At 66.9% G+C, this 25,965-nt stretch carries 20 protein-coding genes; 6 read left to right on the forward strand and 14 right to left on the reverse strand.

The annotated features are described in order from the left end of the window. Positions 1–9 precede the first annotated feature (9 nt). From NX778_RS11755 to NX778_RS11770, 4 genes are all read left to right on the forward strand, one after another. The gene (locus NX778_RS11755) at positions 10–1,341 is read left to right on the forward strand and encodes a sigma-54-dependent transcriptional regulator (RefSeq protein WP_258811929.1); all 1,332 of its coding nucleotides are present in this window, start codon (positions 10–12) and stop codon (positions 1,339–1,341) included. Then, entirely contained in the window at positions 1,338–2,699 is a 1,362-nt protein-coding gene (locus NX778_RS11760) for a sensor histidine kinase (RefSeq protein WP_258811930.1), read from the forward strand. The genes NX778_RS11755 and NX778_RS11760 overlap by 4 nt, the downstream gene beginning before the upstream one ends. Before the next feature lie 50 nt (positions 2,700–2,749). Then, positions 2,750–3,532, forward strand: a complete 783-nt coding sequence (locus NX778_RS11765; RefSeq protein WP_258811931.1) for a spermine/spermidine synthase domain-containing protein — start codon at positions 2,750–2,752, stop codon at positions 3,530–3,532. Between the two features lie 121 nt (positions 3,533–3,653). Beyond that, entirely contained in the window at positions 3,654–3,794 is a 141-nt protein-coding gene (locus NX778_RS11770) for a hypothetical protein (protein ID WP_258811932.1), read from the forward strand. Positions 3,795–3,798: 4 nt separating this feature from the next. Here the strand turns inward: NX778_RS11770 and NX778_RS11775 are convergent, their stop codons facing one another. The 10 genes from NX778_RS11775 to NX778_RS11820 are packed head-to-tail and all read right to left on the reverse strand — an operon-like array spanning position 3,799 to position 16,760. Beyond that, positions 3,799–5,313 (reverse strand): hypothetical protein, encoded by a 1,515-nt coding sequence (locus NX778_RS11775; RefSeq protein ID WP_258811933.1) that lies wholly within the window; start codon positions 5,311–5,313, stop codon positions 3,799–3,801. Then, positions 5,310–7,283, reverse strand: coding sequence for a hypothetical protein (locus tag NX778_RS11780; RefSeq protein ID WP_258811934.1), 1,974 nt, complete (start codon positions 7,281–7,283; stop codon positions 5,310–5,312). The genes NX778_RS11775 and NX778_RS11780 overlap by 4 nt, the downstream gene beginning before the upstream one ends. Beyond that, entirely contained in the window at positions 7,267–8,250 is a 984-nt protein-coding gene (locus NX778_RS11785) for a BatA domain-containing protein (protein WP_258811935.1), read from the reverse strand. Before NX778_RS11785 ends, NX778_RS11780 begins: the two co-directional genes overlap by 17 nt. Further along, positions 8,247–9,134, reverse strand: coding sequence for a DUF58 domain-containing protein (locus tag NX778_RS11790; protein WP_258811936.1), 888 nt, complete (start codon positions 9,132–9,134; stop codon positions 8,247–8,249). The genes NX778_RS11785 and NX778_RS11790 overlap by 4 nt, the downstream gene beginning before the upstream one ends. A 1-nt stretch (position 9,135) precedes the next feature. Then, positions 9,136–10,140: an AAA family ATPase gene (locus NX778_RS11795; protein WP_258811937.1), complete on the reverse strand. Its 1,005-nt coding sequence runs from the start codon at positions 10,138–10,140 to the stop codon at positions 9,136–9,138. 3 nt (positions 10,141–10,143) lie between these two features. Beyond that, positions 10,144–10,764 carry a DUF4159 domain-containing protein gene (locus tag NX778_RS11800; RefSeq protein WP_258811938.1) on the reverse strand — a complete coding sequence of 207 codons (621 nt, stop codon included), beginning with the start codon at positions 10,762–10,764 and terminating at the stop codon, positions 10,144–10,146. A 5-nt stretch (positions 10,765–10,769) separates the two neighbouring features. Next, on the reverse strand, positions 10,770–12,107 hold the full coding sequence (locus NX778_RS11805) for a TldD/PmbA family protein (protein ID WP_258811939.1): 1,338 nt from the start codon (positions 12,105–12,107) through the stop codon (positions 10,770–10,772). Positions 12,108–12,115: 8 nt separating this feature from the next. Then, positions 12,116–13,753 carry a TldD/PmbA family protein gene (locus tag NX778_RS11810; RefSeq protein ID WP_258811940.1) on the reverse strand — a complete coding sequence of 546 codons (1,638 nt, stop codon included), beginning with the start codon at positions 13,751–13,753 and terminating at the stop codon, positions 12,116–12,118. A gap of 15 nt (positions 13,754–13,768) precedes the next feature. Next, the gene (locus NX778_RS11815; protein ID WP_258811941.1) at positions 13,769–15,106 is read right to left on the reverse strand and encodes a TldD/PmbA family protein; all 1,338 of its coding nucleotides are present in this window, start codon (positions 15,104–15,106) and stop codon (positions 13,769–13,771) included. Positions 15,107–15,122: 16 nt separating this feature from the next. Continuing rightward, entirely contained in the window at positions 15,123–16,760 is a 1,638-nt protein-coding gene (locus NX778_RS11820) for a TldD/PmbA family protein (RefSeq protein ID WP_258811942.1), read from the reverse strand. Positions 16,761–17,128: 368 nt separating this feature from the next. Here NX778_RS11820 and NX778_RS11825 point away from each other — a divergent pair, with 368 nt between their 5' ends. Continuing rightward, on the forward strand, positions 17,129–18,658 hold the full coding sequence (locus NX778_RS11825) for a S1C family serine protease (RefSeq protein ID WP_258811943.1): 1,530 nt from the start codon (positions 17,129–17,131) through the stop codon (positions 18,656–18,658). Positions 18,659–18,748: 90 nt separating this feature from the next. On the opposite strand, the gene NX778_RS11830 is transcribed toward NX778_RS11825, so the two are convergent. From NX778_RS11830 to NX778_RS11845, 4 genes are all read right to left on the reverse strand, one after another. Beyond that, complete coding sequence (locus tag NX778_RS11830; protein ID WP_258811944.1) at positions 18,749–20,353, reverse strand: serine hydrolase; 1,605 nt, start codon at positions 20,351–20,353, stop codon at positions 18,749–18,751. 92 nt (positions 20,354–20,445) lie between these two features. Then, positions 20,446–22,113 (reverse strand): CehA/McbA family metallohydrolase, encoded by a 1,668-nt coding sequence (locus NX778_RS11835; RefSeq protein ID WP_258811945.1) that lies wholly within the window; start codon positions 22,111–22,113, stop codon positions 20,446–20,448. A 195-nt stretch (positions 22,114–22,308) separates the two neighbouring features. After that, positions 22,309–23,166 (reverse strand): outer envelope protein, encoded by an 858-nt coding sequence (locus NX778_RS11840; RefSeq protein ID WP_258811946.1) that lies wholly within the window; start codon positions 23,164–23,166, stop codon positions 22,309–22,311. Between the two features lie 114 nt (positions 23,167–23,280). Beyond that, positions 23,281–25,287, reverse strand: coding sequence for an aminotransferase class V-fold PLP-dependent enzyme (locus tag NX778_RS11845; protein ID WP_258811947.1), 2,007 nt, complete (start codon positions 25,285–25,287; stop codon positions 23,281–23,283). A gap of 154 nt (positions 25,288–25,441) precedes the next feature. Here NX778_RS11845 and NX778_RS11850 point away from each other — a divergent pair, with 154 nt between their 5' ends. Then, the gene (locus tag NX778_RS11850; protein ID WP_258811948.1) at positions 25,442–25,927 is read left to right on the forward strand and encodes an Lrp/AsnC family transcriptional regulator; all 486 of its coding nucleotides are present in this window, start codon (positions 25,442–25,444) and stop codon (positions 25,925–25,927) included. Positions 25,928–25,965: the final 38 nt, after the last annotated feature.

Here is a 25,965-nt window from a genome sequence, read left to right on the forward strand (position 1 = left end):
CTTGCGCCCATGCCGACCGTACTGATCATCGACGACAACGCCGCCGTGGCGATGGCGCTGGAAGTGCTGTTCTCGCTGCACGACATCGCCGCCCTGCGCGCCGCCTCACCCGAGGAAGGGCTGGCGGTGCTCGCGCGCCAGCCGGTCGACCTGGTCATCCAGGACATGAACTTCACGGCCGACACCACTTCGGGCGAGGAAGGCACGGCGCTGTTCCGCGAGATCCGCAAGCGCCATCCGGACCTGCCGGTGATCCTGCTGACCGCATGGACCCACCTCGACGCGGCGGTGGAGCTGGTCAAGTCGGGCGCGGCCGACTACCTGTCCAAGCCCTGGAACGACGACCGCCTGCTGGCCACCGTCACCAACCTGGTCGAGCTGGGCCAGGCCAACCGCGCGCTGCGCGAGCACCTGCAGCGCGAACGCCGCGCAAGGCGCGAACTGGAAACGCAGTTCGATTTGCGCGGCATCGTGTGGGCCGATCCGGCCACCGAACGCGTGCTGCACCTGGCCTGCCAGGTCGCGCGCTCGGACGTGCCGGTGCTGGTCACCGGTCCCAATGGCACCGGCAAGGAACGCATCGCCGAGGTCATCCAGCGCAATTCGCACGTCGCGGACGGGCCCTTCGTGGTGCTCAACTGCGGGGCCCTGCCCGCCGAACTGATCGAGGCCGAGCTGTTCGGCGCCGAAGCGGGCGCCTACACCGGCGCCTCGCGCGCCCGCGAGGGCAAGTTCGAGGCGGCCGACGGCGGCACCCTGTTCCTCGACGAGATCGGCAACCTGCCGCTGGCCGGGCAGATGAAACTGCTGCGGGTGCTGGAGACCGGCCGCTTCGAACGGCTTGGCTCGAACCGCGAGCGCCAGGTCAAGGTGCGCGTGGTCAGCGCCACCAATGCCGACCTGCAGGCCATGATCCGCGCCGGCGCCTTCCGCGAAGACCTGTACTACCGCCTGAACGTGATCGAACTGCGCCTGCCGCCGCTGGCCGCGCGTCCGGGCGACATCGTGCCGCTGGCGCACAGCTTCCTCGGCAATGGCAAGACCTTGCACGCCTCGGCCGAGGCGGCGCTGCTGGCCCACGCCTGGCCCGGCAATGTGCGCGAGCTGAAGAACGTGATGGCGCGCGCCAGCCTGCTGGCCGCGGGCGACGTGATCCGGCTCGATGACCTCGGCCTGCCGGCGCCCCAGGCCGCGGCCGACAATGAACCGGACCGCGAAGCGATCACCCAGGCGCTCGCGCGCGCCGGCGGCGTCATCGCCCAGGCCGCGGCGGAACTGGGGCTGTCGCGCCAGTCGCTGTACCGGCGCATGGAACGGCTGGGCATTGGCCGCGCCGCATGAGCAAGCCGCGCAGCCGGCCGCGCGGACGCCGCCTTTCACTGGTGGCGCGCTGGTCGGCGCTGGCCGGCACCCTGCTCACCGCCGGCATCGCCATCGCCCTCACCCTCGACTGGTATCTGCCCGGCCAGCCGCTGCTGGTATTCGGGATCTGCCTGGTGGCCGTGGTGCCGATGGCGATCATTACCATCCGCGCCGAGATCAGGCCGATGCTGTCGCTGTTCCGCGCGCTCGAGGGGACGGTGGCCAGCTACCGCGACGGCGACTTTTCGTTCAGCCTGCACTGGCCGCAGAACGACGAGCTGGCCGACCTGATCGCCGCCCACAATGAGCTGGGCCACGTGCTGCGCGACCAGCGCCTCGACCTGGTGCAGCGCGAGCTGCTGCTCGATACGATGGTCCAGAACACGCCGGTGGCGATGCTGCTGGTGGCCGGTTCGGCCAGCCGCAACGGCCTGATCGTGTACGCCAACAGCGCCGCGCGCCAGCTGCTGGCCAAGGGCCGCAAGCTCGAGGGACTGCAGCTGGACGAGCTGCTGGCCCAGGCCTCCACCGCGCTGCGCGACGCCATCGCGCGCGGCGGCGACGGCCTGTTTTCGGTCGGCGACGGCGAGGAGGAAAACGTGTACCACCTGGCGCGCAGCAGCTTCACCCTGAACGGCCGCAAGCACGAGCTGCTGCTGCTGCGCCACCTGACCTCCGAGCTGCGCCGCCAGGAAGTGCAGACCTGGAAGAAGGTGATCCGCGTGATCAGCCATGAGCTGAACAATTCGCTGGCGCCGCTGGCATCGCTCGCGCATTCCGGCGCGGAGCTGGTGCGGCGCGGCCAGCCGGAGCGCCTGCCGCAGATCCTGGAGACCATCGGCGAGCGCACCCGTCACCTGGAGAGCTTCATTCTCGGCTACGCGCGCTTTGCGAAGCTGCCCTCGCCGCAGCTGGAGCCGTGCGCCTGGGACGCCTTCGTCGATCGGCTGGCGTCGCAGGTGCGCTTCAGGCTGGTGGGCGAACTGCCGCCCGAACCCGCGCAAATCGACGCCGCGCAGATGGAGCAGGCGCTCCTGAACCTGCTCAAGAATGCGCACGAATCCGGCTCGCGCCCGGAACAGGTCGAGCTGCACGTGCGGCGCGTCCAGGACATGGTGCGCATCGACGTGTTCGACCGCGGCAGCGGCATGAACGAAGCGGTGCTGACCAACGCCCTGGTGCCGTTCTACTCCACCAAGCGCAGCGGCACCGGCCTGGGCCTGGCGCTGGCGCGCGAGATCGCCGAAGCGCACGGCGGGCGCATCCTGCTGGCCAACCGCGAAGGCGGCGGCCTGGCCGTCAGCCTGATCCTGCCCGGGCTGCCGCTGCCGGCCTGACGGGCAATCTGCTAAGATCGGCCTTTGCGCCGTTCCCGAGCCCCTGCATCATGTCGTCCATCCCGCCGCGCGCCGATCCGCGCTTCGCCCAGCCGGGCCATCCTCCCGCCACCGTCACCGAATTCGAAGGCGTGCGTTCGCTCCACCTTGGCACCTCCTGGGTGCAGGGCGCGATGCGCCTGTCGCGCCCGGACACCATCGAGCTCGAATACGTGCGCATGATGATGATGTGGATGCTGTTCCAGCCGGCGCCGCGCCGGATCGTGCAGCTGGGCCTGGGCAGCGCCGCGCTGACCAAGTTCTGCCACGCGCGCTTTCCGGAGGCGCAGGTGACCGCGGTCGAGCTGAACCCGAACGTGATCGAGATCTGCCGCGCGCTGTTCGGCCTGCCGCCGGACGACGCAAGCCTGCAGGTGCGCGAAATGAACGCGCTCGATTTCGTGAACGACCCGGCCAATCATGGCAAGGTCGACGTGCTGCAGGTCGACCTGTACGACGAACACGCGCGCGGCCCGGTGCTCGACACGCCGGAGTTCTACCAGGCCTGCGCCGACTGCCTTGCGCCGGACGGCATCATGACCGCCAATGTGTTCGGCGACGACTTCTCCAACTACGACAAGAACCTGCTCGCAATGGAACAGGAGTTCGACGCCGTGGCCTGGCTGCCCGAGGTACACGATGCGAACGTGATCGTGATCGCCTTCAAGCACGCGCCGCAGATCGACTTCGCGCTGCTGTACGACCGCGCGGCCGACATCAAGCGCCGCCACAACCTCGACGCCAAGCGCTGGGTCAACGGCCTGAAGGAGTGGATGCGCGACCACGCGGGCTAGCGGCAGTCCGGCGGCAGCACCTGCTCGCGGATCCCTTCCGGCGCACACTTCCAGATCACGGCGCCATCCGTCACGCTATGCCTTCACCCGGCAGTTCAGGCTGTCGGGTGGCATCAGCAATGTGTTCGACACTTATCCGACACGCTGGGACACGGTGAAGGCTGCGCCCTTCCCGCAGCTTGGCTTCGCCTACTGCTGGGAGACCTGCCCGTTCGGCATCAATGGGCGCTCGATGTACCTGCGCGTGGATTGCCGCTTCTGATGCCTCAGCGCCGCTCGCGCCACCACAGCGCCAGCATCGCGAGCGCGAACACGATGGCGAAGGGCCAGCGCGGAAGCGCGCCGGGACGCCCCCGCGTCGCGACCGGCGTGCGGGCCGCGTAGCGCGCCGTGGCTGCGCGGCGCTGGGCCGCCTGCCATTGCGGCCACTCGCGTTCCGAGTACACGTAAATCGCCGTCTTCGCGCCGCTGTCGGGGCTCTCGATGTCGAGCCAGCCGGGTTTCGCCGGCCACACCGCCACGCATGAGGCATCGATGCGATCGGGCCGGCGTTGCCATGCCAATGTCTGGTGCAGGCTCGGGAATACAGCGGAGCCTTTCACGCCGCGCGCGCAGGCCTCCAGGCGTTGCCCCGGCAGCGGCATCTCCTGGGGATCCAGCCACTCGACCGCTTGCGGCCGCGTCACGCCGAGCGCGTCGAGCGTGGACTGCCACCACAGCGCGAGCGGCATTGGATCGCTGATCGCGTAGTGGTGCCAGTTGGCGGCGCCGAGCCAGCCGATTCGCCCAGCGTGCCATTCCCGGGTCCACAGGAGGCTGCCGGCCTTGTGCCACGGGCCGCGCTCCACCGGATTGAAAGGCGCCACCGACATCGCCAGCGGCGCGCCTTCGGTGGCATTGTCGGGCTGCGGTTTGAGATCCAGCTCCAGCACGCGCGACCACGCGCCCGGATCGGCGGCGTTCTCGCCCAGGATCAGCAGCGAGGCGCCGCGCTCGACCTGCGCCAGCATGGCGCTGCGCTGGGCCGGCGCCGCGTGTTCGAACCACGCGGCATCGACCAGCAGCAGGTTGGGGTCCCCAAGCGCTTCGGCCGGGGTCTCGCTGCGGGTGAGCGATTTGCCCAGCGTGATCTGCCAGTCCAACAGCGCATTGCTGTTGGCGAGCAGTGAGTCCAGCGCACGCAGGTCGAACGACGGCGCGCCAAAACGGCCTTGCACACGCAGCGGCTCCGCCTCGCTGACGCTGAACGGCACCGGCCCCTCGACGATCAGGCTGCGGTCGGCGCCAAACAGGCGCGCCCGCAGCACCATCCGCTCCGCCACCGAGGGCAGCCATTGCACGGTCAGGTCGCCGTCGCCGTGCGCCTCGGACAGCACCCAGCCGTTTTCGGCGACCAGCTGCAGGCGCGCCTGCGTATGCGCGGGACGGCGCACGGTCAGCACGAACATGCGGCCGAGCGAGATCTGGCGCGGGAAATCGAGCTCGATGCCGCCCTTGCCGGCATCATCCCATGCCAGCGGGCGCGCCGGCAGGTCGTCCCATTGCGCGGCGCGCAGGCCGTCGCCCTTGAGCCTCAGCGCGCCGACGCCATCCAGCGAATGCGGCGGCTTGCGCGCGTCGATGGCCAGTGTCGCGGGCGGTTGCACCGGCAGCGCAATCTCGCCGCACAGCAGTACCAGCGCGACCGCCGCCACGGCGACCAGCGCAGCGTCGATCCATTTGCGGCGCCACAGGCTGGCGGCAAGCGCCAGCAGGCCGATGCATGCAATCGCCAGGATCACTTCTTCTCCTCCGCGCGCCAGGCTTTGGTAAATGCGGTCTCCACCGCCGGTTTCGCCTGCAGCCTCACCTGCGGCGTACCGACGCCGCCACGCAGCCAGGCGCGCAAGGCGGTGCGGCACGGTGCGCAGCCGTCCTCCACGTCCTGGATCGAACGCTGCGCCGCCAGTCGCTGCGCATCGTTGTCGATGCGTTCGCGCACCCAGTCGTGCGCGGTGCGAGTCCACAGCGCCGGCAGCGGGCCGTCGGCGGACAGCGCCTGCAATAGCTCGCGCATCTGCTGTGGCACCTTGTCGGGCGCCTCGTCCTGCGTGCGCTTGCTGCTTGCGCTGCCGGCCATGTCGCCGGTCATGCGCTTGTCTTCCTTGATCGGCGGCGGCACGAAGGCGGTCTTGTGCAGGTAGATGCGGTCAGCCTGCTGCAGTTCCTTGACCGCATCGAGCGCCTTGTATTCGGGCGGCAGCGCGGTCTTGGGGGTGATCGCGCGCAGCGCCTTCTCGGCGTCCCACATGGCGGACAGCGCGCGCCGCAGGATCTTCTTGGTAGCGTCGTCGAACAGCGTGGCGTTCTCCGGCTGGTCGTGCGCGTGGCCGAATTCATGCAGCACGTCTTTCTTCTCGCCCGGATGGTCTTCGTCGTGGTCGTCGCCGCCGAACAGCGTCGATTCTTCGCCGAGGAACTGGCCGTAGCGGCGCCGCAGCTGGCCCTGGTCAGAGGCAATCCTCTCGCTGCGGTCGCGCACCGTTCCCTCGCTCATATGCTTCGCCTTCATATCCGCCACCAGCTGCTCGGTGTCGATGATGATCTGGCGTTGGCTGCGCAGGCTCTCCGGCTTGACCAGCATCGGCAGCGCCGAGGTCTGGTTGTCGTCTTCCTGCACCGGCGCGGGCAGGCGCAGCGTGTAGGTCGGCGACTGCACCGTGTGCGGCCGCGGCGCGTTGTCGCTGGCGCGCACGAAGAAATACAGCTCATCGCCCGGCTCCATTCCCAGCTCGGCCAGCGTCCACTGCTTCGACCAGTCGCGCCGGCGCGGATCGCTCGATTCCGGCAGCGGCATCTCGCGGTCCGAGAAGCGGATGTTCTCGCCGCTGCCGCGCGCCAGCGTCAGGTGCAGGGTGGAGCGCTGCACGCGGTAGTCGTCGCGTACCGAGACCGCCACCACCGCCGTCTTCGCGTCCTTGCGCAGCTCGTGCACCATCTCGGACGGCGCGGTGACGGTGATTTCCGGCGGCTGGTCCAGCGTCACCTTGATGTTGTAGCGCGCCCCGTGCCAGCGCCAGAAAACGGACTCGTTCGCAGTCCAGCGCACGCAGGGCTGGCCGGCCGGCAGCGACTGTCCGCCACTCATTTCGACCGGCGCATCGAGCGGCGCGCCGCTCTTCTCGCACCATTCGACCTCGCTGTATTCCGGCACTTGCAGGTCGCGCAAAGCGCCCTGGCTGGCGGCGGCGCCGGTGTAGGCTGGCGGCGTCACCTTCAGCACCAGCTCCTGGCGCGGCACGGCCTTGGGCGGCACCGCGCGCGGGCCCGGCGCCTGCCTGGCGGCGGTGGCGAGTGGATGGGACGATGCCAGCCACACGGCCGCAGCCGCGAGCACGCTCAGTCCCAGCCAGGGAAGGCCGGGCGCGATGCGTGCGGCGGCGATCTCGCGCACGGCGGCCCCATCGAGGTTCGCATCGAGACGCTTGAGCAGGCGTGCGCGCTGCATGCGCGCGACCGGAGTCTGCGCCTCGACCAGCAGGCCGCTGCTGTCTTCCAGCTCGGGCAGCGCATCGTCCAGCCAGCGCGGCCAATGTGCCGCTGCCTTACGATGAACCTGGTAAGCGTCCCATGCACACCAGGCGGCCCATGCGGCAACGCCGGCGGGCATGCGCACGACGATCCATGGCAGCAGCCCGGCAGCCCACACGGGCGCACGCCGCAGCAAGGCAGCGCGGCCGATGCGCGCTGCGATGTCAGCGGCGGCGCGCATGTGCCAGGATCCTTTCGAGGGCAAACAGGCCAACGATCAGCCAGGCCAGCATGGTGCGCAGCTCGCCTTCGGCCTCGCCGGACTGCCACACGCGGCTGGCCGCGGTGGAGTACGAAGGCGTGGTGTACGGCACGGGTTCGTAGTGCAGCCGCTGCCAGTCGGCGAACAGGCGGCGCGCACTGTCGGGGTCTTTCGGCGGCCAGGCGGCATCGCTCCACAGGCGGCCGTGCGCGCTGTCGGCGTAGCGCATACCGTCGACCTGCTTTGCGTCGCGCAGCTCGGGGAAGGCGCTGGTATCGGCCACCCACCACAGTGGCGCGTGCAGGCTTGCGGCGGGCGCTTGCGGCACGTCCCAGATGACCAGGTCGGCCTTTGAGCCCGCCTCTGCGTCGATCACGTAGCGGTCGCCTCCGTCCAGCGCGTCGAACAGCCGGCGCCACTCCTGCGCACGCGCGCTCACGATCGCGACGTGGCGCACGACGGCCTCGCGCGGCGCACTGACAGTGTGCAGCTCGAAGCGGCGGCTGAACTTCGGCTCGGAAGCCGGCATCGGCACGTCGCCCAGCACCAGCACGCGCGAATGCGGGCGCCACTCGCGCTCGTGGCTGAGCAGCCAGTCCAGCACCTGCGCGGCCGGCAGCTCGATCCGCTGCGCCTCCTTCAAGCCCGCCGCCGTGATCTGCTTGTCCGTCCACCCTGCATCGGTGCCCTTCGCCACCACGACCGAATCCGGCCGCCACGGCAGTACCGGATCGGCCAGCCACGCAATGACGGCCGCCAGCAGCAGGCAGCGCACGATCAGCAGGACGACGTCGACCCAGCGCCAGACGCGCACCTGGTTCGGTTCCACGCGCGGCACGAAGCGCGCGGTCGCGAGCGGCAGCGCGCGCGTCTGCTCGCTTTTCTTCCGGTGCCACCAGATGGGCAGCAGGAGGACCGGGAGCGCCAGCCACCACAAGCTGTTCATGCGCGCCCCGGCTGGCGCAGCCACATGCGCAGCACTTCACCCGGCGGCTGCTCGATCCGGGCTGAGGTCAGTGGAATGTCATGCTTGCGGCACTCGGCCTTTACGGCGGCGAAGTGCGCGTCTCGATTGCGCCGGTAGGTCTCGCGCGCCGCGGCATCGAAGCTGAACACGCCCTCTTCCTGCTCGGGGTCGCGATACGCCGGGCCGGCGTCGAAACCGGCATCGCACTCGGCCTGCGTCTGCAGGCACAGCGCGCGCACGTCGTGGCGCATGTGGCGCAGGCGCACCAGCGCCTCGGACAGCGGCGACGGCCAGTCGAGCATGTCGCCGGCGGCGAACAGCACGCTGGGCGAGCGCACGAAATGCAGGGCGCTGCGCAGCGCCTCACCTTCGGGCAGGCTACCGGCGGCATCGGCGCGCGCCATCTGCGCCAGCACACGCTGCAGCTGACGCGGCCCGCGCGACGCCGGCGTGAACTGCACCGCGCCGTCGCGCAGCACGAGCAGGCCAAAGGCGTCGCCCTGGCGCTGCGCGATCGCCGCCACACAGCCCAGCAGCGCACGCGCATACGTCAGCTTGTCCAGTCCCTCGACCGCGCGGCTCTGCTCCCCCATCGAGGCGCTCGCGTCGAGCACCAGCCACACCGCGACATGGCTGTCGCGCTCGGCCTCGCGCACGTAATAGCGGTCGGCGCGCGCGAGCAGCTTCCAGTCCACGCGCCGCCACTCGTCGCCGGGCGCATAGGCGCGGTACTCGGAGAATTCGACGCCCGCCCCGCGCTCACGCCCGGCATGGATGCCATGGCCGAGCCCCGCCAGCACGTGACGGATCACGAGGTCGAGGTCTTTCGTGTGCGCGATCAGCGCCGAACTTGCCAGCGCCAACTCAGTCGACCTTGATCTCGCGGCGCAGTGACTGCAGGATGTCGGCGATCTCGATGCCGTCGGCTTCCGCCTCGAAGTTGCGCAGCACGCGATGCGCCAGCACCGGCAGCAGCATGGCGCCGATGTCTTCGCGGGTGACCGCCAGCCGGCCATGCATCAGCGCGCGCGCCTTCGACGCCAGCACCAGCGCCTGGCCGGCGCGCGGACCGGCGCCCCAGCCGATATGCTTCTGCACCGCCGGCACACTGGTCTCGCCCGGCCGCGTGGCGCGCACCAGGCGGGTGGCGTAGCGCAGCAGGTGTTCGCCAATCTCGATGTCGCGCACCAGCAGCTGCAGGCGCAGCAGGGTCGCCACGTCCATCGCCGGCTCGGCATCGTCCAGCCCCGCATGGGTGGTGCGCGAAACCATCAGTACTTCTTCTTCCTCGGTCGGGTAGCCGACGTCGATGCGCAGCAGGAAGCGGTCCAGCTGCGCCTCCGGCAGCGGATAAGTGCCGGCCTGCTCTATCGGGTTCTGCGTCGCCAGCACGAAGAAGGGCTTGGGCAGGCGGTGCGTGGTGCCGGCGAAGGTGACGGCGCGCTCCTGCATCGCCTCTAGCAGCGCCGACTGGGTCTTGGGCGGAGCGCGGTTGATCTCGTCGGCCAGCAGCACCTGGGTGAACACTGGCCCTTGCTGGAAGCGGAATACGCGCTGGTGCGATTCGACGTCTTCCTCAAGGATCTCGGTGCCCACGATATCCGATGGCATCAGGTCGGGCGTGAACTGGACGCGCCGGAATTCCATGTCCGTGGCCTGCGCCAGCGACTTCACCAGCAGGGTCTTGCCCAGCCCCGGTACGCCCTCGACCAGCGCGTGGCCGCCCGCCAGCAGGCAGGTGATCAGCAGCTCGATCACGTTTTCCTGGCCGATGATCACGCGGCCCATGCTGCGCTTGAGCGCATCCACTTTCGCCGCCAGCTCCGCGACCTCGTTCTCGTTCCATGCTATCGCGTCACGTTCCGACACAGCTCAGGCTCCCAATGCGTATTGAATGATGTTGATGGCGAAGCGGGTGTTGTCCACCGCCAGCCAGCGCTTGTTGCGAAAGTCGTAGTCCCACTCGCAACCGTAGTCCTTGTTCGAGTACAGCACGCGTATCCTGCCGTCGATCTCGATCGCCTTCAGGTATTCGTGCACCAGGTCGTCGCCCCAGCCGTTCAGCTCCACCGCCGTATTGGGCGGGCCGTCGAACTTGAAAAAGCACGAATACAGCCGGTGCGTATTCGGGATCTTCTTCAAGGCTTTCGGCCCGAAGATGCGTGCCATCTCTCCCTCGAACGATTTGGCGAACAGGCCGTCGACGTCGTGGTTGCAGTCATCCACGAACACGAAGCCGCCGCCTTTCACGTAGCGCTCGAAGTTGCGCCGCTCGCTCGGGGTGAACTGCACCAGCTTGTGCCCCGCCAGGTAGCAGAACGGCGCTTCGAGCATCTTCGGATCCGACAGCGCCACCAGCCGCTCCGCCGGATCGACCCGCAACGTCGTATATTCGACCAGCGAATTGAGCACGTTGCTGGGCATGCGGATATCCACGTCCCAGTCGCCCGACTCGTAGGTCAGGCGCGTGAAGTAGAAATCGTACTGCGCCATTTACATCAGACCGCGTCGGACAGTGACGTGAAGTTGAAGTCGCGCAGGCGCATCGGCGGGATCACCATCTGGAACCGCACTTCATCCGGGCCGATCACCACCGGCTTGCCCAGTTCGTCGACGTTGTTGAGCATCGAGACCGGGCTCTCGTTGAAGCGGAAGTTCTTGATCGGGTACTTGATCTTGCCGTTCTCGACGTAGAAGGTGCCGTCGCGCGTCAGGCCGGTGAGCAGCAGCGACTGCGGATCGACCATGCGGATGTACCAGGTTCGCGTGACCACCACGCCTTTCTTGGTCGATGCAATCAGCTCCTCCAGCGACTTGGTACCGCCGGCCATGATCATATTGCCGGGACGGCCCACCGCGCGCTCGCCCTTCTTCTGCGCCCAGAAGCGCGAATAGTCGAGCGAGGCGACCTTGCCGTCCTTGATCAGGTTCTGGCGTTCGCGCGCCAGCATCGAGCCGCTGTCCCACGGCAGCACCGGCACGTCCTTGTCCCACGGGTCGGACCACACGTTGACCTGCTCGTCGAACAGCTTCTCGCCGAGGCGGTTGCCGCCGCCCTTCCTGGCGAGGAAGCTGCGGCCCTCGTCGGCCTGGCGCGCCCCGAAAGCGCCGAACATGCGGCCCACGATTTCCGACGTCGCGGCCGGCTCCAGGATCACGGTGTAGCGGCCCGGCTCCAGCGCGCGCGCGTCCACCGAGCGCAGCGCCTTTTCGATCGCCACGTCGGATGCCTCGCGCGGGTCGAAGTGGCGGGCGTCGGCGGCGGTGCGCGTCACCCAGCCGGAACCGCGCCCGTCTTCGGTGCGTACGGTGCAGGTGTAATCCAGGCCGGTGTAGTCCTGGTGGCCGAACACGCCCTTGGAGTTGGCGATGGCCTGGAAGCCGGCGGTATCGGTGAAGAAGCCGGCGGCGACCAGGTTCTTCTTGCGGCAGGCAAGGATGGCCTGCGACGCCACCTCAGCGCGGTAGTCGGGATCGATCGCGGCGGTCTGCGAGATGAAGGTCTGCGAGGGCTTGAATTCCTGCTTGCCCGGCGCCGGCATGAACTCGGGATTCTCGGGCGCGAGGCGGGCGATGTCCTCGGCGCGCCGCACCGCGCGCTCCAGCGCCTTGTCGTCGAACTCGTTGACGGTGGCCGTACCCTGGCGCTTGCCGAAGGAGACCGTCACCGCCAGGCTGGTGTCCTCGGTCACGCCGGAAGTGGAGACGCCGTTGCGCGCAAAGCGGATATTGCCGACGCGGCTGCCATCGATGCGCACACTGCACTCGTCGGCCCTGGACAAGCCGATCACGCGGTCGCAGATGCGTTTTGCTTCTTCCTGGTTGAGCTGTTTCATGCTGTCCCTTATCCGATCTTGCGAGCAGTGTTGATCACATTGATGCCGTTGAAGCGCGTGGTGCTCGAACCGTGCGACACCGCGCTCACCTGGCTCGGCTGGCCTTTGCCATCGAAGAACGAGCCGCTCATGCGCCAGTCGCGCTCATCGCAGGTGGCCACGCAGGCATTCCAGAATTCCTGGGTATTGGCCTGGTAGGCCGCGTCTTCGACCGGACCGGTGATCTTGCCGTCCTTGATCTCGTAGTACAGCTGGCCGCCGAACTGGAAGTTGTAGCGCTGCTGGTCGATCGAGTAAGAACCGCGGCCGAGGATGTAGATGCCGCGCTTGACGTCCTTGACCATCTCGTCCGGCGTCAGGCGCTTCTTGCCCGGCGCCAGCGACACGTTCGGCATGCGCTGGAACTGCACCGTGCTCCAGCTGTCCGCGTACGAGCAACCGTGCGACTCCTTCTCGCCGATGATGTGGGCCTGGTCGCGCGTGGCCTGGTAGTTGACCAGGATGCCGTCCTTGATGATGTCCCAGCCCTTGCAGGCCACGCCTTCGTCGTCGTAGCCGACCGCGCCGAGCGAACCGGGCGTGGTCTTGTCGGCGACGATGTTGACGTTCTTCGAGCCGAAGTTGAAGCGCTTGCTCTCCCACTTGTCCAGCGTGCAGAAGCTGGTGCCGGCGTAGTTGGCTTCGTAGCCGAGCACGCGATCGAGCTCGGTCGGGTGGCCCACCGACTCGTGGATGGTCAGGAACAGGTTTTCCGGCGCCAGCACCAGGTCGTATTTGCCCGGCTCGATCGACTTGGCGGTCAGCTTCTCGCGCGCCTGCCTGCCGGCCAGGCGGGCCTCGCCGACGATGTCGTAGGACTTGGTGTACAGCGTGGTCACGCCACCAGCCGCCTGCACCTGGTCTTCCTTGCGCGCGTCGAAGTATTCGTAGCCCATGCCGACCGGCGAGCCGAGGCCGTCGCGCGAACGGAACTTGCCGCTGGCCTTGTCGATGGCGGTAGCGGTCAGCGGCGCCCACAGGCGATGGATGTCCTGGTCGATGTAGGAGCCGTCGGTCGAAGCGAAGTACTTCTGCTGGTTGACCTGGAACAGCTGCGAGCGCATGAAGCTGGCGCCCGCGTCCATGCCCGCCTTGTTCGCGGCCAGCAGCATCTCGGCCTTGTCCTTGATCGGGACCGCGCGCCAATCCTTCTTGAACGGCGTGGCCCAGCTCACCTCGCCCACGCCCTTGAGCGGCGCCAGCTGCAGCGGCTCGCTCTGCAGCTTGGCGTTGGCCTTGGCGATGGCGACGGCCTGGCGCGCCGCGTTGGCCACGGCGTCTGGGGTCAGCGAATTGGTCGCCGCGAAGCCGTAGGCGCCCTTGGCGATCACGCGGATGCCGATGCCGGTCGATTCGGTGTTGGTGATGCTCTCCACGTGCAGGTCGCGCGTGGTGAGGAACTGGTTGAGGTAGCGCCCGATGCGCACGTCGCAGTAGCTGGCGCCGGCTTTGGTGGCCGCGTTCATGGCGGTGTCCGCGAGCGACTTCTTGAAGCTCGCGGCCATCGGGTTGAGCAGCTCCTCGGCGGCAATGGCATTGCCGAATACGGGCACCAGCATGGCGCCGGCCGCGCCGGCGCCCAGTTGCAGAAATCTACGTCGTTCCATAATCGTTTATTCCGTTTACACCGCGTCCGACAAGGAGGTGAAGTTGAAGTCGCGCACTTTCATCGCCGGCAGCAGCATGCCGAGCGAGGACTCTTCGCCACCGATGTCCACCGGCTTGCCGATCTCCTCGATGTTGTTGAGCAGCGTGACCGGGCTCTCGTTGAAACGGAAGTTCTTGATCGGGTATTTGATCTTGCCGTTCTCGATGTAGAAGGTGCCGTCGCGCGTGAGGCCGGTGAGCAGCACCGACTGCGGATCCACCATGCGGATGTACCAGGTACGGGTGACCAGCACGCCCTTCTTGGTGTTGGCGATCAGCTCGGCGGTCGACTTGTCGGTGCCGGCCATGATGATGTTACCCGGCCTGCCGACAGCACGCACACCCTTCTTGGCCGCCCAGTACTTGGAATAGTTGAGCGAGGCGACCTTGCCATTCTTGATCAGGTCCTGGCGTTCGCGCGGCAGCAGCGAGCCCGCATCCCACGGCGTCACCGCCACTTCTGGGTTCCACGGATCGGCCCAGATATTCACCTGCTCGTCGAACAGCTTGTCGCCCAGGCGGTTGGCGCCGCCCTTCTTCGACAGGAAGCTGCGGCCCTCGTCGGCGCTACGCGCATCGAAGCCGAAGAACATGTAGTTGAGCAGGTCGCTGGTGGCGGCCGGCTCAAGGATCACGGTGTAGCGGCCTGGCTCCAGCGCCTTGGCGTCCACCGAGCGCATCGCCTTCTCGACGGCGACCTCGATCGCTTCGCGCGCGTCGAAGCGACCGGCATCGCGGCCCGTGCGCTTGACCCAGCCGGAACCGCGGCCGTCTTCGGTGCGCACGGTGCAGGTGTAGTCCAGGTGGCTGCGTTCCTGGTGGCCGAACACGCCGTTCGAGTTTGCCACGGTCTGGAAGCCGGCGCCGTCGGTGAAGAAGCCGGCGGCGACCAGCTTGTTCTTCTTGCAGGCCTCGATACTGTAGGCCGCCACTTGCGCGCGGTATTCCGGGTCGATGTCGGCGGTGCTCCTGGCGAAGGTCTGCGAGGCCTTGAATTCCTGCTTGCCGGAAGTCGGCATGAACTCCGGATTATCCGGAGCCAGGCGCGCCAGTTCTTCGGCGCGGCGCACCACTTTTTCCAGCGACTTGTCGTCGTACTCGTTGATGCTGGCGGAGCCCACCTTCTTGCCGAAGGCGACCTGCACCGAGATGCCGACGTTGTCCGCGAGGCCCGCGGTGGACACGGCATTGCGCGCGAAGCGGATATTGCCCTCGCGGCCGCCGCCGACGCTCACTTCGCACTCGTCGGCCTTGGTCAGGGACAGGATGCGGTCGCAGATTTTTTTGGTTTGGTCCTGGGTCAAGATAGTCATGTCTGGTCCTCTCGCCTTAGCCGATCTTGCGAGCGGTGTTGATCACATTGATGCCATTGAAACGCGCGGTCGACGCGCCATGCGACACGATCGAGACCTGCGAAGGCTGGCCCTTGCCGTCGAAGAAGGAGCCGCCCATGCGCCAGTCGCGCTCGTCGCACACGCCGGCGCAGGCATTCCAGAATTCCTGGGTGTTGGCCTGGTAGGCTACGTCTTCCAGCATCTGGCCGATCTTGCCGTCCTTGATTTCGTAGAACAGCTGGCCGCCGAACTGGAAGTTGTAGCGCTGCTGGTCGATCGAGAACGAGCCATCGCCGACAATGTAGATACCGTGCTTGATGTCCTTGACCATCTGGTCCGGCGTGAGCTGTGTTTTGCCCGCCTGGAGCGACACGTTGGGCATGCGCTGGAACTGCACATTGCTCCAGCTGTCGGCGTACGAGCAACCGTCCGACTCCTTCTTGCCGATGATGTGGGCCTGGTCGCGCGTGGCCTGGTAGCTGACCAGCACACCATCCTTGATGATGTCCCAGCGCTTGGTCCTGACGCCTTCGTCGTCGTAGCCGACGCAGCCCAGCGAACCCGGCGTGGTCTTGTCGGCCACGATGTTCACGTGCGGCGAACCGTACTTGAAGCTGCCGCTCTTCCACTTGTCGAGTGTGGCGAAGCTGGTGCCGGCGTAGTTGGCTTCATAGCCGAGGACGCGATCGAGCTCGGTGGGGTGGCCGACCGATTCGTGGATGGTCAGCCAGATGTGCTCCGGCGACAGCATCAGGTCGTATTTGCCCGGCAGGACCGACTTCGCGGTCAGCTTGGCCTTGGCATCGCGGCCCGCGGCGCGCGCGTCCTCGATGATGTCGTAGGAGCCGGTGTACAGCGTGGCGACACCGCCCGCCGCCTTGATCTTGTGTTCCGGCCGCGCGTCGAAGTACTCGTAGCCCATGCCCACCGGGGCCGACAAGCCGCCGCGCGAGCGGAACTTGCCGGTGGCCTTGTCCACCGCGGTGGCCGATAGCGGGGACCACAGGCGCTGGATGTCCTGGTCGATGTAGGAACCGTCGGTGGACGCGAAGTACTTCTGTTGGTTCACCTGGAACAGCATCGACTGCATGAAGTTGGCGCCGCCTTCCATGCCGGCCTTGTTCGCGGCCAGCAGCATCTCGGCCTTCTCCTTGATCGGCACCGCGCGCCAGTCCTTCTTCACCGGCGTCGCCCACGACACCTCGCCCACGCCTTTCACCGGCGCCAGCTGCACCGGCTCGGACTGCAGCTTGGCGTTGGCCTTGGCGATCGCGACCGCCTGGCGCGCCGCGCCGGCCACGCCGTCCGGCGTCATGTCGTTGGTCGCGGCGAAGCCGTAGGCGCCGTTGCAGATCACGCGCACGCCGACGCCGGCCGATTCGGTGTTGGCCACGTTCTCGACGTTCAGGTCGCGCGTGGTGATGAACTGGTTGAGGTAGCGGCCGATGCGCACGTCGCAGTAGCTGGCGCCGGCCTTGGTCGCCGCGTTCAGCGCGACGTCCGCCAGTGTTTTCTTCAGGCCCGCAGCCATCGGCGTAAGCAGTTCTTCGGCCGTGATCGCGCGGCCCACAACCGGGATCAGCATCGACCCGAAAGCCAGGCCACTGATGTTAAGGAAGGTGCGACGTTCCATTCTCTCTCCTGTGATCAACCCACGTTTGTCGGCCGCCCCGGTAGGGACTGCCACCTCGTATTTACATTGTTCTTGATGGGGTTCCGCCGTCCATCTTTGCTGGTCGGCAAACTCTAAAACCATAGCAGCAACTCACCATTTTGGATAGGCAATGACCCCGTCCACGCAGGCTGTTTTTCGCCTATTTCGATGGCGCGCCGCAGCAAGCTTGTGAGATGTATGCATATGGTCTGTATGAGTGGCAACAAGCCGATACGCGGCGCCTCTTGCGGCAGCCCAGCCGTAGCGTGAGAATCTGCGCATTTCAAACTGACAAGCACGTGTATATTGCGTCAGCACTCTCAGCCATACGACAACGACAGGGACACATGAACTTCGCTCGCATTTCCGCCATCGTCCTCCTCGCCGCGGCCGCCGTTTCCGCCCATGCCGGGGACAGCACCACGCCGCCGCCGGCGCCCGCCGTCGCCACCGCCGTCAGCAATTCGGTGGTCAAGGTCTTCTCCACGATCCGGCGCCCGGATCCGCTCAAGCCCTGGGCCAAGTCGGCTCCGCAGAACGTCACCGGTTCGGGCGTGGTCATCGACGGCAAGCGCATCCTCACCAATGCCCACGTGGTCAACTACGCCAGCCAGGTCGAGATCCAGGCCAGCCAGTCGGGCGACAAGATGACGGCCAAGGTGGTGGCGATCGCGCGCGGCATGGACCTGGCCCTGCTCAAGCTCGATGACGAATCCTTCTTCGACACGCATCCGCCGGTGCCGCGCGCGAAGGCGCTGCCGGACGTGGGAGAAGCGGTGTTCGCATATGGCTATCCGATCGGCGGCAACTCGCTGTCGACCACCAAGGGCGTGATCTCGCGAGTCGAATTCGTCTCCTACAGCTACGGTAATTCGGGCCTGCGCATCCAGGTCGACGCACCGATCAATCCGGGCAACAGCGGCGGCGCGGTGGTCGCCGGCGACAAACTGGTCGGCCTCGCGTTCTCGGGCGTGGCCAACGCGCAGAACATCGGCTACATCATTCCGGACGAGGAGATCGAACTGTTCCTGAAGAGCGTGGCCGACGGGCGCGAGGACTACAAGCTGTCGGTCTGGGACGACCTGCAGACACTGGAGAACCCGGTGCTGCGCCAATACCTCAAGCTCGACCGCTCGGTCGAAGGCATGGTGGTGGCCCACCCGGCCAGCAAGGACGCCTCGTATCCGCTCAAGGAATGGGACGTGATCACCCACATCGGCCAGTACCCGGTGGACAACCAGGGCATGGTGAGGCTGGGGCCGACGCTGCGGGTGCGCTTCCAATACCACCTGCAGCACGTGGCCAAGGACGGCAAGGTGCCGATGACGGTGATCCGCAGCGGCAAGCCGATGCAGGTGCAGGTGCCGGCCACCAGCACCCGCAAGTTGCTGATCCCGGACCTGAACGGCGGCTATCCGTCCTACTTCGTGTATGGCCCGATCGTGTTCACGCGCGCCACCGTCGAGTATCTGTCCTTCATCAGCGCGAACGCGCAGGCGCTCAACATCTACAGCTTCAACGCCAACCCGCTGGTCACGCGCCGCGGCGACCTGCCGGATGCGCAAAACGACGAGCTGGTGGTGGTGGCCGCGCCCTTCTTCCCGCACAAGCTGGTGACGGGCTACGGTTCGCATTTCGGCAATGTGCTGGAGTCGGTGAACGGCGTGCACATTCGCAGCCTGAAGCACTTGGTGCAGGTGCTGCGCGACCTGAAGGACGATAATGTGGTGCTGCGTTTCGACCAGCGCTACGGCGAGACCATGGTCCTTCCGCGCAAGGCGATGCTGGAAGCGACCGATGGGATCTTGCAGGACAACGATATCCGCAGCCAGGGTTCGCCGGACATGATGGCGGTGTGGAACGGGAAGTCGGCCTGATCGCCGCCAACTGACCAGGTAGAAGAGAGAACGTGGTTCCCGCTTCCGCGGGAACGACGTTCTCTTTTTTACTTACGTCCGATCGTTCGCTCAGCCAGCCTTCTTCACCGGCTTGAAGGTCAAGTCCTGGAAGTCGTAGCTGAAGTCGGTCTCTTTCGAGATCGGCTGCATCTTCATGCGCTCGATGCTGCCGTCGGGGTTGAGCGAGAAGGTGACGTAGGCGTCGGCGTTGAAGTTGCGCTCCTTCCAGCGCACGATGAAGGTGTCGTGCTGGAAGTGTTCGAGTTCGCCGGCCAGGTCCGGCGTGCGGCTCAAGGTCAGCACCTGCTTGCCGCCAACCTGGCTGATGGTGGCCTTGCCATACCAGGCATCCTCGTACTCGCCATCGTAGGCGGCCAGCGCCAGCGAGGGCTGCGACCTGGCCGCGCGCGCGGCAGTCGCCTCCTTCAGGCGCGCCATCTCCTTCGCGTGCTGCTCCTCTTCCGCATCGGCCACGACCTTGATCCAGTCCGGGCCGCTCACGCCGAGGTAGTGATCGAGCAGCGCATACTGCAGCGCGTTCAGGGAGCCGCCGCTTTCGGCATTGGTCAGGATCGCGATGCCCAGCTTCGCCTCCGGCACCAGCACCACTTTCGAGTAGAAGCCTTGCAGCGCGCCGCCGTGCATCGCCACCAGCTTGCCCTGGTAGTCGCGCAGCTGGAAGCCCAGGCCGTATGCCATGAAGTTCGGCCTGGTCGCGGCCATCGCGCCGGTCGATTCGCCGATGCGCATCGGCGTCTGCGCGGTCCAGAGTTCGCGCGCCTGCTTGGCGCTGAACAGGCGCACTTCCTTGCCGTTTGCATCCACGCCCACACGGCCGCCGTCGAGCAGCACGCGCATCCACTTGGCGATGTCGTCGGCATTGGTGTTGATGCCCACCGCGCCCACCGCATTCGGCACCGGCATGTCCTTCACCGCGGCGATCTTGCCGTTGATTTTGCTGTGCGGGCTGGACACGTCCGGATTGCCGGCGTTGTCGGCCACGCTGGTGGTGGTGCCGGTCATGCCGACCGGGTTCAGGATGCGCTCACGCACGGTCTCGCCCCAGCTCTTGCCGGACTTGGTGGCGATGATCTTGCCGGCCACGATGTACAGCAGGTTGTCGTAGGCATAGCTGCTGCGGAAGCTGGTCGCGGGCGCGATGTAGCGCAGCTTGTGGATGATCTCGTCGGTGCTGAAATTGGTGGTCGGCCACCACAGCAGGTCGCCGGCGCCGAGGCCAAGGCCGCTGCGGTGGGTGAGCAGGTCGCGCACCGTCATCTCGTGCGTGACGTAGGCGTCGAACATCTGGAAGTCCGGCAGGTGCTTGGTGACCGGGTCGTCCCATTTCAGCTTGCCTTCGTCGACCAGCATCGCCAGCGCGGCGGCGGTGAAAGCCTTGGAGTTGGAGGCGATCTCGAACAGCGTCTTGCCATCCACCTTGGCCGGCTCGCCCAGCTTGCGCACCCCGAAGCCCTGCGCCGCCACCACCTTGCCGTCCTTGACCACGGCGATCGCGATGCCCGGCACGTCGAAGGATTTCATGGTGCGATTGACTTCGGATTCGAGGCTCCACGCACTGGCGACGGCCGGCGCTGCGGCGGGAGCGGCGCCGCCCTGCGCGAACGCGCCGGCGGCGGAGAAAGCGAGAAGAAGTGCTGCTGCGATGCGGTTCATGCGTCGTCCTTTTGTTGGGGCCACCGGCACAGCCCTGCCGGGCGCGAGCAGGATAGCACTTCCCGTTGGACGGCGAAAGCAAGAGCCGCCGGCTAGCGCCCCTTCGCGGCCAGCGGCGCCGACTGCGTCACCCACACCGGCGCGGACCACAGCAGGTTGCCATCCGACTGCGTCACTTTCGCGTAGTAGAAATGCTCGCCGGGTGCGGGCGTGATGGTCGCCGTGCCGCTGCTTGCCAGCTGCGTGACCGTCCCGTTGCGGCCCGGGACGCCCTCCATGATCGCCACCGCCGCCACCGTCTTGCCGGCGCTGCTTGCGAAATTGGCCACCAGCGCCAGTGGCCCGCTGTTGGCGAAACGTTCGCCCATCAGGCGGCCGTTCGCGGTCAGCACCAGCTGCGATTCCTTGTCCATGGTCGCGAACACGCGCCGCGCGCGCACCGCCTCGAGGAAGCTGTCCAGCGTGAGCGCGGTGCCGGCGGGGATCAGCACGCCGGTGCGGTTGGTGTACGAAACGCCCCAGTTGGCGCAGTGGTTGTCCTGGTCGCTGCTGAAGGCGACGTGGTAGCCCGCCTCAAGCAGCCGGTTGCAGGCCATCTCGAAATTGCTGCGGCGGGTTTCGGTCTCGCTGTCGTTGGCGGAGAACGCGGTGCTGTTCAGGACCTCGCACATGGCCATCACCTCGTCGCCATCGGGCGTATAGGCCAGCGGCACGCCGTTGACGATGAACTGGCCGGAGATCGACGGGTGGTTGAACTGGCCGATCCAGCCGCGCTGCTTCATCAGCGTGTACAGGCCCGCGTAGTCGCTGCGCGCAGACAGGGTATCGGCCAGCAGCTCGCCCTTGGCGTTTTTCTCCCATCCCAGCAGCTCGTTGGAATTGAAGATGTTCAGGTGGCCGCCGTTGGCGATCACGCCCCACTCCATGCCGTAGATGGCGAGGAAGCCGGGATTGGCGGCGTTGAAGTCGCGCGCGGCCGCCAGCCCCTGCTGGTACAGACCCTTCGTGTGGCCGGCGTCGGCGTCGAGGTTGGTGACGTCGGAGCCGTCGAACATGTGGTTGTGCTCCGACGTCATCAGGATGTCCAGGCCGCGGCCGCGCGCGAAGGCGTAGGCGTCGGCCGGGCCATAGCGCCCGGTCTGCGGCTGCTGCGCGCCGTTGCAGGAGGCGAGATCGGCGCCGCCGTCGCTGTGGTTGGTCTGGCTGTGCAGGTTGCCGTAGTAGACCGTGTAGGGCAGCGCCCCCGTCGATGGCGCGGCGCGCGGCGCCAGGGCCTTGTGCGCGGACGGCAGCGGCTCCAAGCGCGGCATCGGCGCTGCGGCGGCCGGGCCCACGTCCACGTCCCATGCCTGCTCGACCGCGTCCTCGGGCGGATCGCCGCGCACGCTGGCGCGCATGCGCACCGTGTACACGCCCGGCGCCGGCGCCCTCCCTTTCACGCGGCCGTCCCACGCGATGGTCTCCGTCACCGGGACGGTGCGCATGGTGCGTGTGCCGCGCCAGTTGATGAGCGAGTGCTTTGCCGGATCGATCAGGTCGACGCGCCAGTCGACCACCTTGGGCTGGGCCATGCCCGGGTAGTCGAAGATGAGCGTGAAATGGCGCGCGTCCGGCCGCGCGGGCGGCGCCTTGGGATCGCCGTGGAAGGGCGCGAACAAGGTGGCTTCGAATTCGCGATGCTCGATTTCGGCGGCGGCCGGGATGGCGCAGCAGGCGAACAGGATCGCGGCGGAGAGGTGGGGGATGTATGAGGTATGCATGATGCAATTTTTGCAATTGCATCGATGCTGGCCTTGCGCTGGGCGGGCGGGGAATTGCTAATTCAACAGCAACGATTGACGAAAGGACAATTCCCGAAAGATCGCCCTGCCTGCTGGAAAGTTTAAGTTATCACCGTCGTTCCCACGATGGCGGGAACGACGATATCTCGATAAACGCTATCGTGGACAGCGCGTTTAGAAGTGGTACTCCGCCCGCACCATCGGCGTGCTCGCGCGCTGGCCCTGGTTTCCGGTGGTCCGCTCGGTATTGCCGAACTTGTTGTTCCAGAACTCGTACTCGACGCCCAGCCGGAAGCGGTTCTTTGGCTGGTTGAAATGGCGCCCGATGTCGTACATGAGTTCCATGTCGAGGTGGGTCTCGGCGCCGGTGCCATTGCCGACCTCGTCGCGCCCCTTGGCGGCGATGAAGTTGAGATAGCCCTCGAACGACCAGCCGTCCGCCACCGGCACGCCCCAGCTGGCCGACAGCATCGGGTGGGTGTCGTAGGTATAGCGGCCCGTGACCTGCGAGATCGGCGGGAAGGCGCCACTTGGCGCATTGCTTTCGCGGAGCAGCAGGATGCTGGTGTTGAGGAAGCCCGGCACATCCCACATCAGCGTGGGGCCGAGCACCAGCATGCGCTTGCGCGAGTTGTAGCCGACGTCGTTCTTGGTGTTCCAGTCGAAGCCGATGGTGGCGCCGACGCCCTTGACGTAGCCATAGGACAGCTCGCGGTCCAGCACCTTGCCGATATCGGTGGTGTTGCGGTACACCACATAGGCTTCCTGCGCGCCCGACTTCTGCGTCAGGGAGGCCGGGTCGTTATGGTCCGACTGCAGCAGGTCGATATTGAAGAAGTTGCTGCCGTATTTGTAGCCGCTCGCATAGGTCAGCGCGAAGATGTCCTTGCTGATACGCTTGGGATTGAAAGGCTCGCGGAAAGCGTCGCCGTGGCGCCAGCTGATCGCGGCGTCGCTCCATTCGGCGGCATGGCTCGCGCCGGCGGCGAGCAGGAAGGCGGCAAACGCCGCCAGGCTTGTTGTTCTACGCATGAGAGAAATTCCGGGGGACGGGCACATGAACTAGTGTAGCGATTGGCGGCGCCAATCGCGGCCGTATTGTCTCATGTGCGCCATACCGTCGCGGGATGCGGCCCCGCCGGACCACTACACGGCGAGGGCGACGCCGCCGGCCACGTGCCAGGCCTGCGCAAAGCCGAAGCGGCGCAACTGGCGGGCCGCCTTTGCGCTGCGGTTGCCGCTGCGGCAGAGGAAGACCCGCGGCGTATCGCCTTCGCGCAGCCAGCTTGCCGCATGCTCGGCCATGCGCGACAGCGGCACGCTTTGCGCCACGCGTCCATGCAGCGTGACCGGACCGGCCGCATGCTCCGATGCCTCGCGCACGTCGACCAGCACCGCGTCGGGATGCGCCTGCAGGAAGTCCTCCAGCGCGGCGGGCGCCAGGTGCATCTCGTGCTCGTCGAATGCCGCCTCGGCGCCGATCGCCGACCAGCCCAGCGCATCGTCATCCGCATTCCGGCACAAGATGGTGTCGGCACAGGCGCATTCGCATGCCGCCTGCGATGCGCCGATGAAGGCGTACTCGACGCGCGGCAGCGTCTCGCCGTGCACAGCGCCCAGCAGGTAGCCGCCATCGGCGTTCGCCAGCCACTGCGCGCCGATACGGATCGCGGGTGCGCGAAGGCCGCCGGCCAGCGCCACTTCCGCCGTCGCGGCCGGCCAGCCCGCGTGGAAGGGCACGCCCAGCTCCGCCAGCGCCGAACACAAGGCGCTGCTGCACGCGGCATCGCCGAGGATCGCGCGCACCGTGTAGCGGCGGGCCTTGGCCAGCGATGCGATACGCGCGGCCATCGGCGCAGGAATGTCGATCGCCACGCATGATTTTTCGTCCGCGTCGAACACCAGCCAGCCGGCGCAGCCTTCCGCGTTCACCTGCAGCAGGCCGTGATGTGCGGAAGGCGCCAGCACCAGCGGATCCGCGCGCAGCGCCTGGCTGCAGCGGCGAATGCGCTCGCAGGCCGCATCGATGAAGGCTTCATCGGCCTGCGGCCCGAACGACAGCCGCACCGCCGATGCCGCGCGCCACAAAGGCAGGCCCATCGCCTGCAGCACATAGCTCGGCTGCGCCTTCGACGCCGAACAGGCCGAACCCGCGCTCACGCGGATCGCGGCCGCGTCGAACACATCGAGCACGTCGCGGCTCGACAGGCCGGGCACGGAAAAATTGATGGTGGTCGGCAGCGCATGCTCCAGCGGCGAATTGAAAACGATGCCGGGGAAGGCCTCGCGCAGCGCCTGCACGACGCGATCGCGCGATTCCACCAGGGCGTCGTGGCCGCGGAATACCTGTCCCTGTTCCAGGGCCTTGAGCACGGCGCCGAACGCGGCGATGCCGGCCATGTTCTCGGTGCCGGAACGCTGCCCGGCTTCCTGGCCGCCGCCGGCAACCAGCGGCGTGAACGGCGCGCCGGCCCGCACGTACAGCATGCCGATGCCTTTCGGCGCGCACAGCTTGTGGCCGGAGAACGGCGCGTAGTCGATGCGCGTGGACGCCAGCGCCAGCGGCAGCTTGCCCAGCGCCTGCACGCAATCGACCATCCAGTAGGCGCCGCTGCCGGTCTCGCCGAGCACGCGCGCGATTCCCTCGAGGTCGGACACGGTGCCGGTCTCGTTGTTGGCCGCCATCGTGCACACCATCGCCGCATCCGGCGCCAGTTCGCGCAGGACGTCGAGGCGGTGGCGGCCCTCGCCATCGACCGGCAGCACGGCCAGTTCGAGATTCGTCCCCAGCAGCCGGTTCCAGTGCGCCAGGCTTTCCGGCACCGCCTTGTGTTCGGTCGCGCCATACACCAGCAGGCGGCCGCAGGGCTGGCCCGCAAGCTGGCGTTCGCGCACCGACCACAGCACCGACAGCACCGCGGTCTGGATGCCTTCGGTGGCGCCGCTGGTGAACATCAGGCGGCCGTCGCCGGCGCCGATCACGCGCCGCGCGCAGGCGCGGGCCTCGTCCAGGATCGCCTTGGCGCGCAGTCCGGCCGCGTGGCTGCTGCTCGGATTGCCGAAGCGCGGGCCCAGCGCGTCGAGTGCGGCATCGATGGCGGCGGGCAGGACCGGGCAGGTAGCGTTGGCGTCGAGGTAGATCTCAGGAGTCATAAAAATAAAATTACTAAAAACTTACAAAAAGGCACAGACTTCATGCTATCGTTAAGCAATATGTTACAAAGTTGCGCGCGAGAAGACGTTCCAAAGTTTTCGTTTTATGGTCAAAATGCAGTATAAGTGTTCTCATAACTACCAATAACGGAAAATGAATTCACTCGATAAGTTTGATTGCGCAATCCTGGCTGCGCTACAAGCCGACGCCACCCTCTCCATTTCCGGCCTGTCCGAGAAAGTCGGCCTCTCCAGCACCCCCTGCTGGAAGCGCGTCAAGCGCCTGGAAGAGGAGGGCTATATCGAAAGCCGCGTGAGCATCGTCAACCGGGCCAAGGTCGGCCTGCCGGTGACGGTGTTCGTCAGCGTGCGCACCAGCGAGCACGATGAGAAGTGGCTGGAGCGCTTCGCCTCCGCCGTCATCGCCCTGCCCGAGGTGCTGGAGTTCCACCGCATGAGCGGCGACGTCGACTACCTGCTCAAGGTGGTCACCACCGACATCGAAGGCTACGACCGCTTCTACAAAAAGCTGATCAAGTGCGCGCAGCTGACCGGCGTGTCGTCCGCGTTCTCGATGGAGCAGATCAAGTCGACCACCTCGCTGCCGCTGGAACTGATCTCGCACGGCATGCCCGCCTGAGCTGCGATACCGCGGCGGCAGGAATCATGCGATGATGT

It is taken from the genome of Massilia terrae, assembly GCF_024753145.1.
Classification (GTDB): domain Bacteria; phylum Pseudomonadota; class Gammaproteobacteria; order Burkholderiales; family Burkholderiaceae_D; genus Telluria; species Telluria terrae.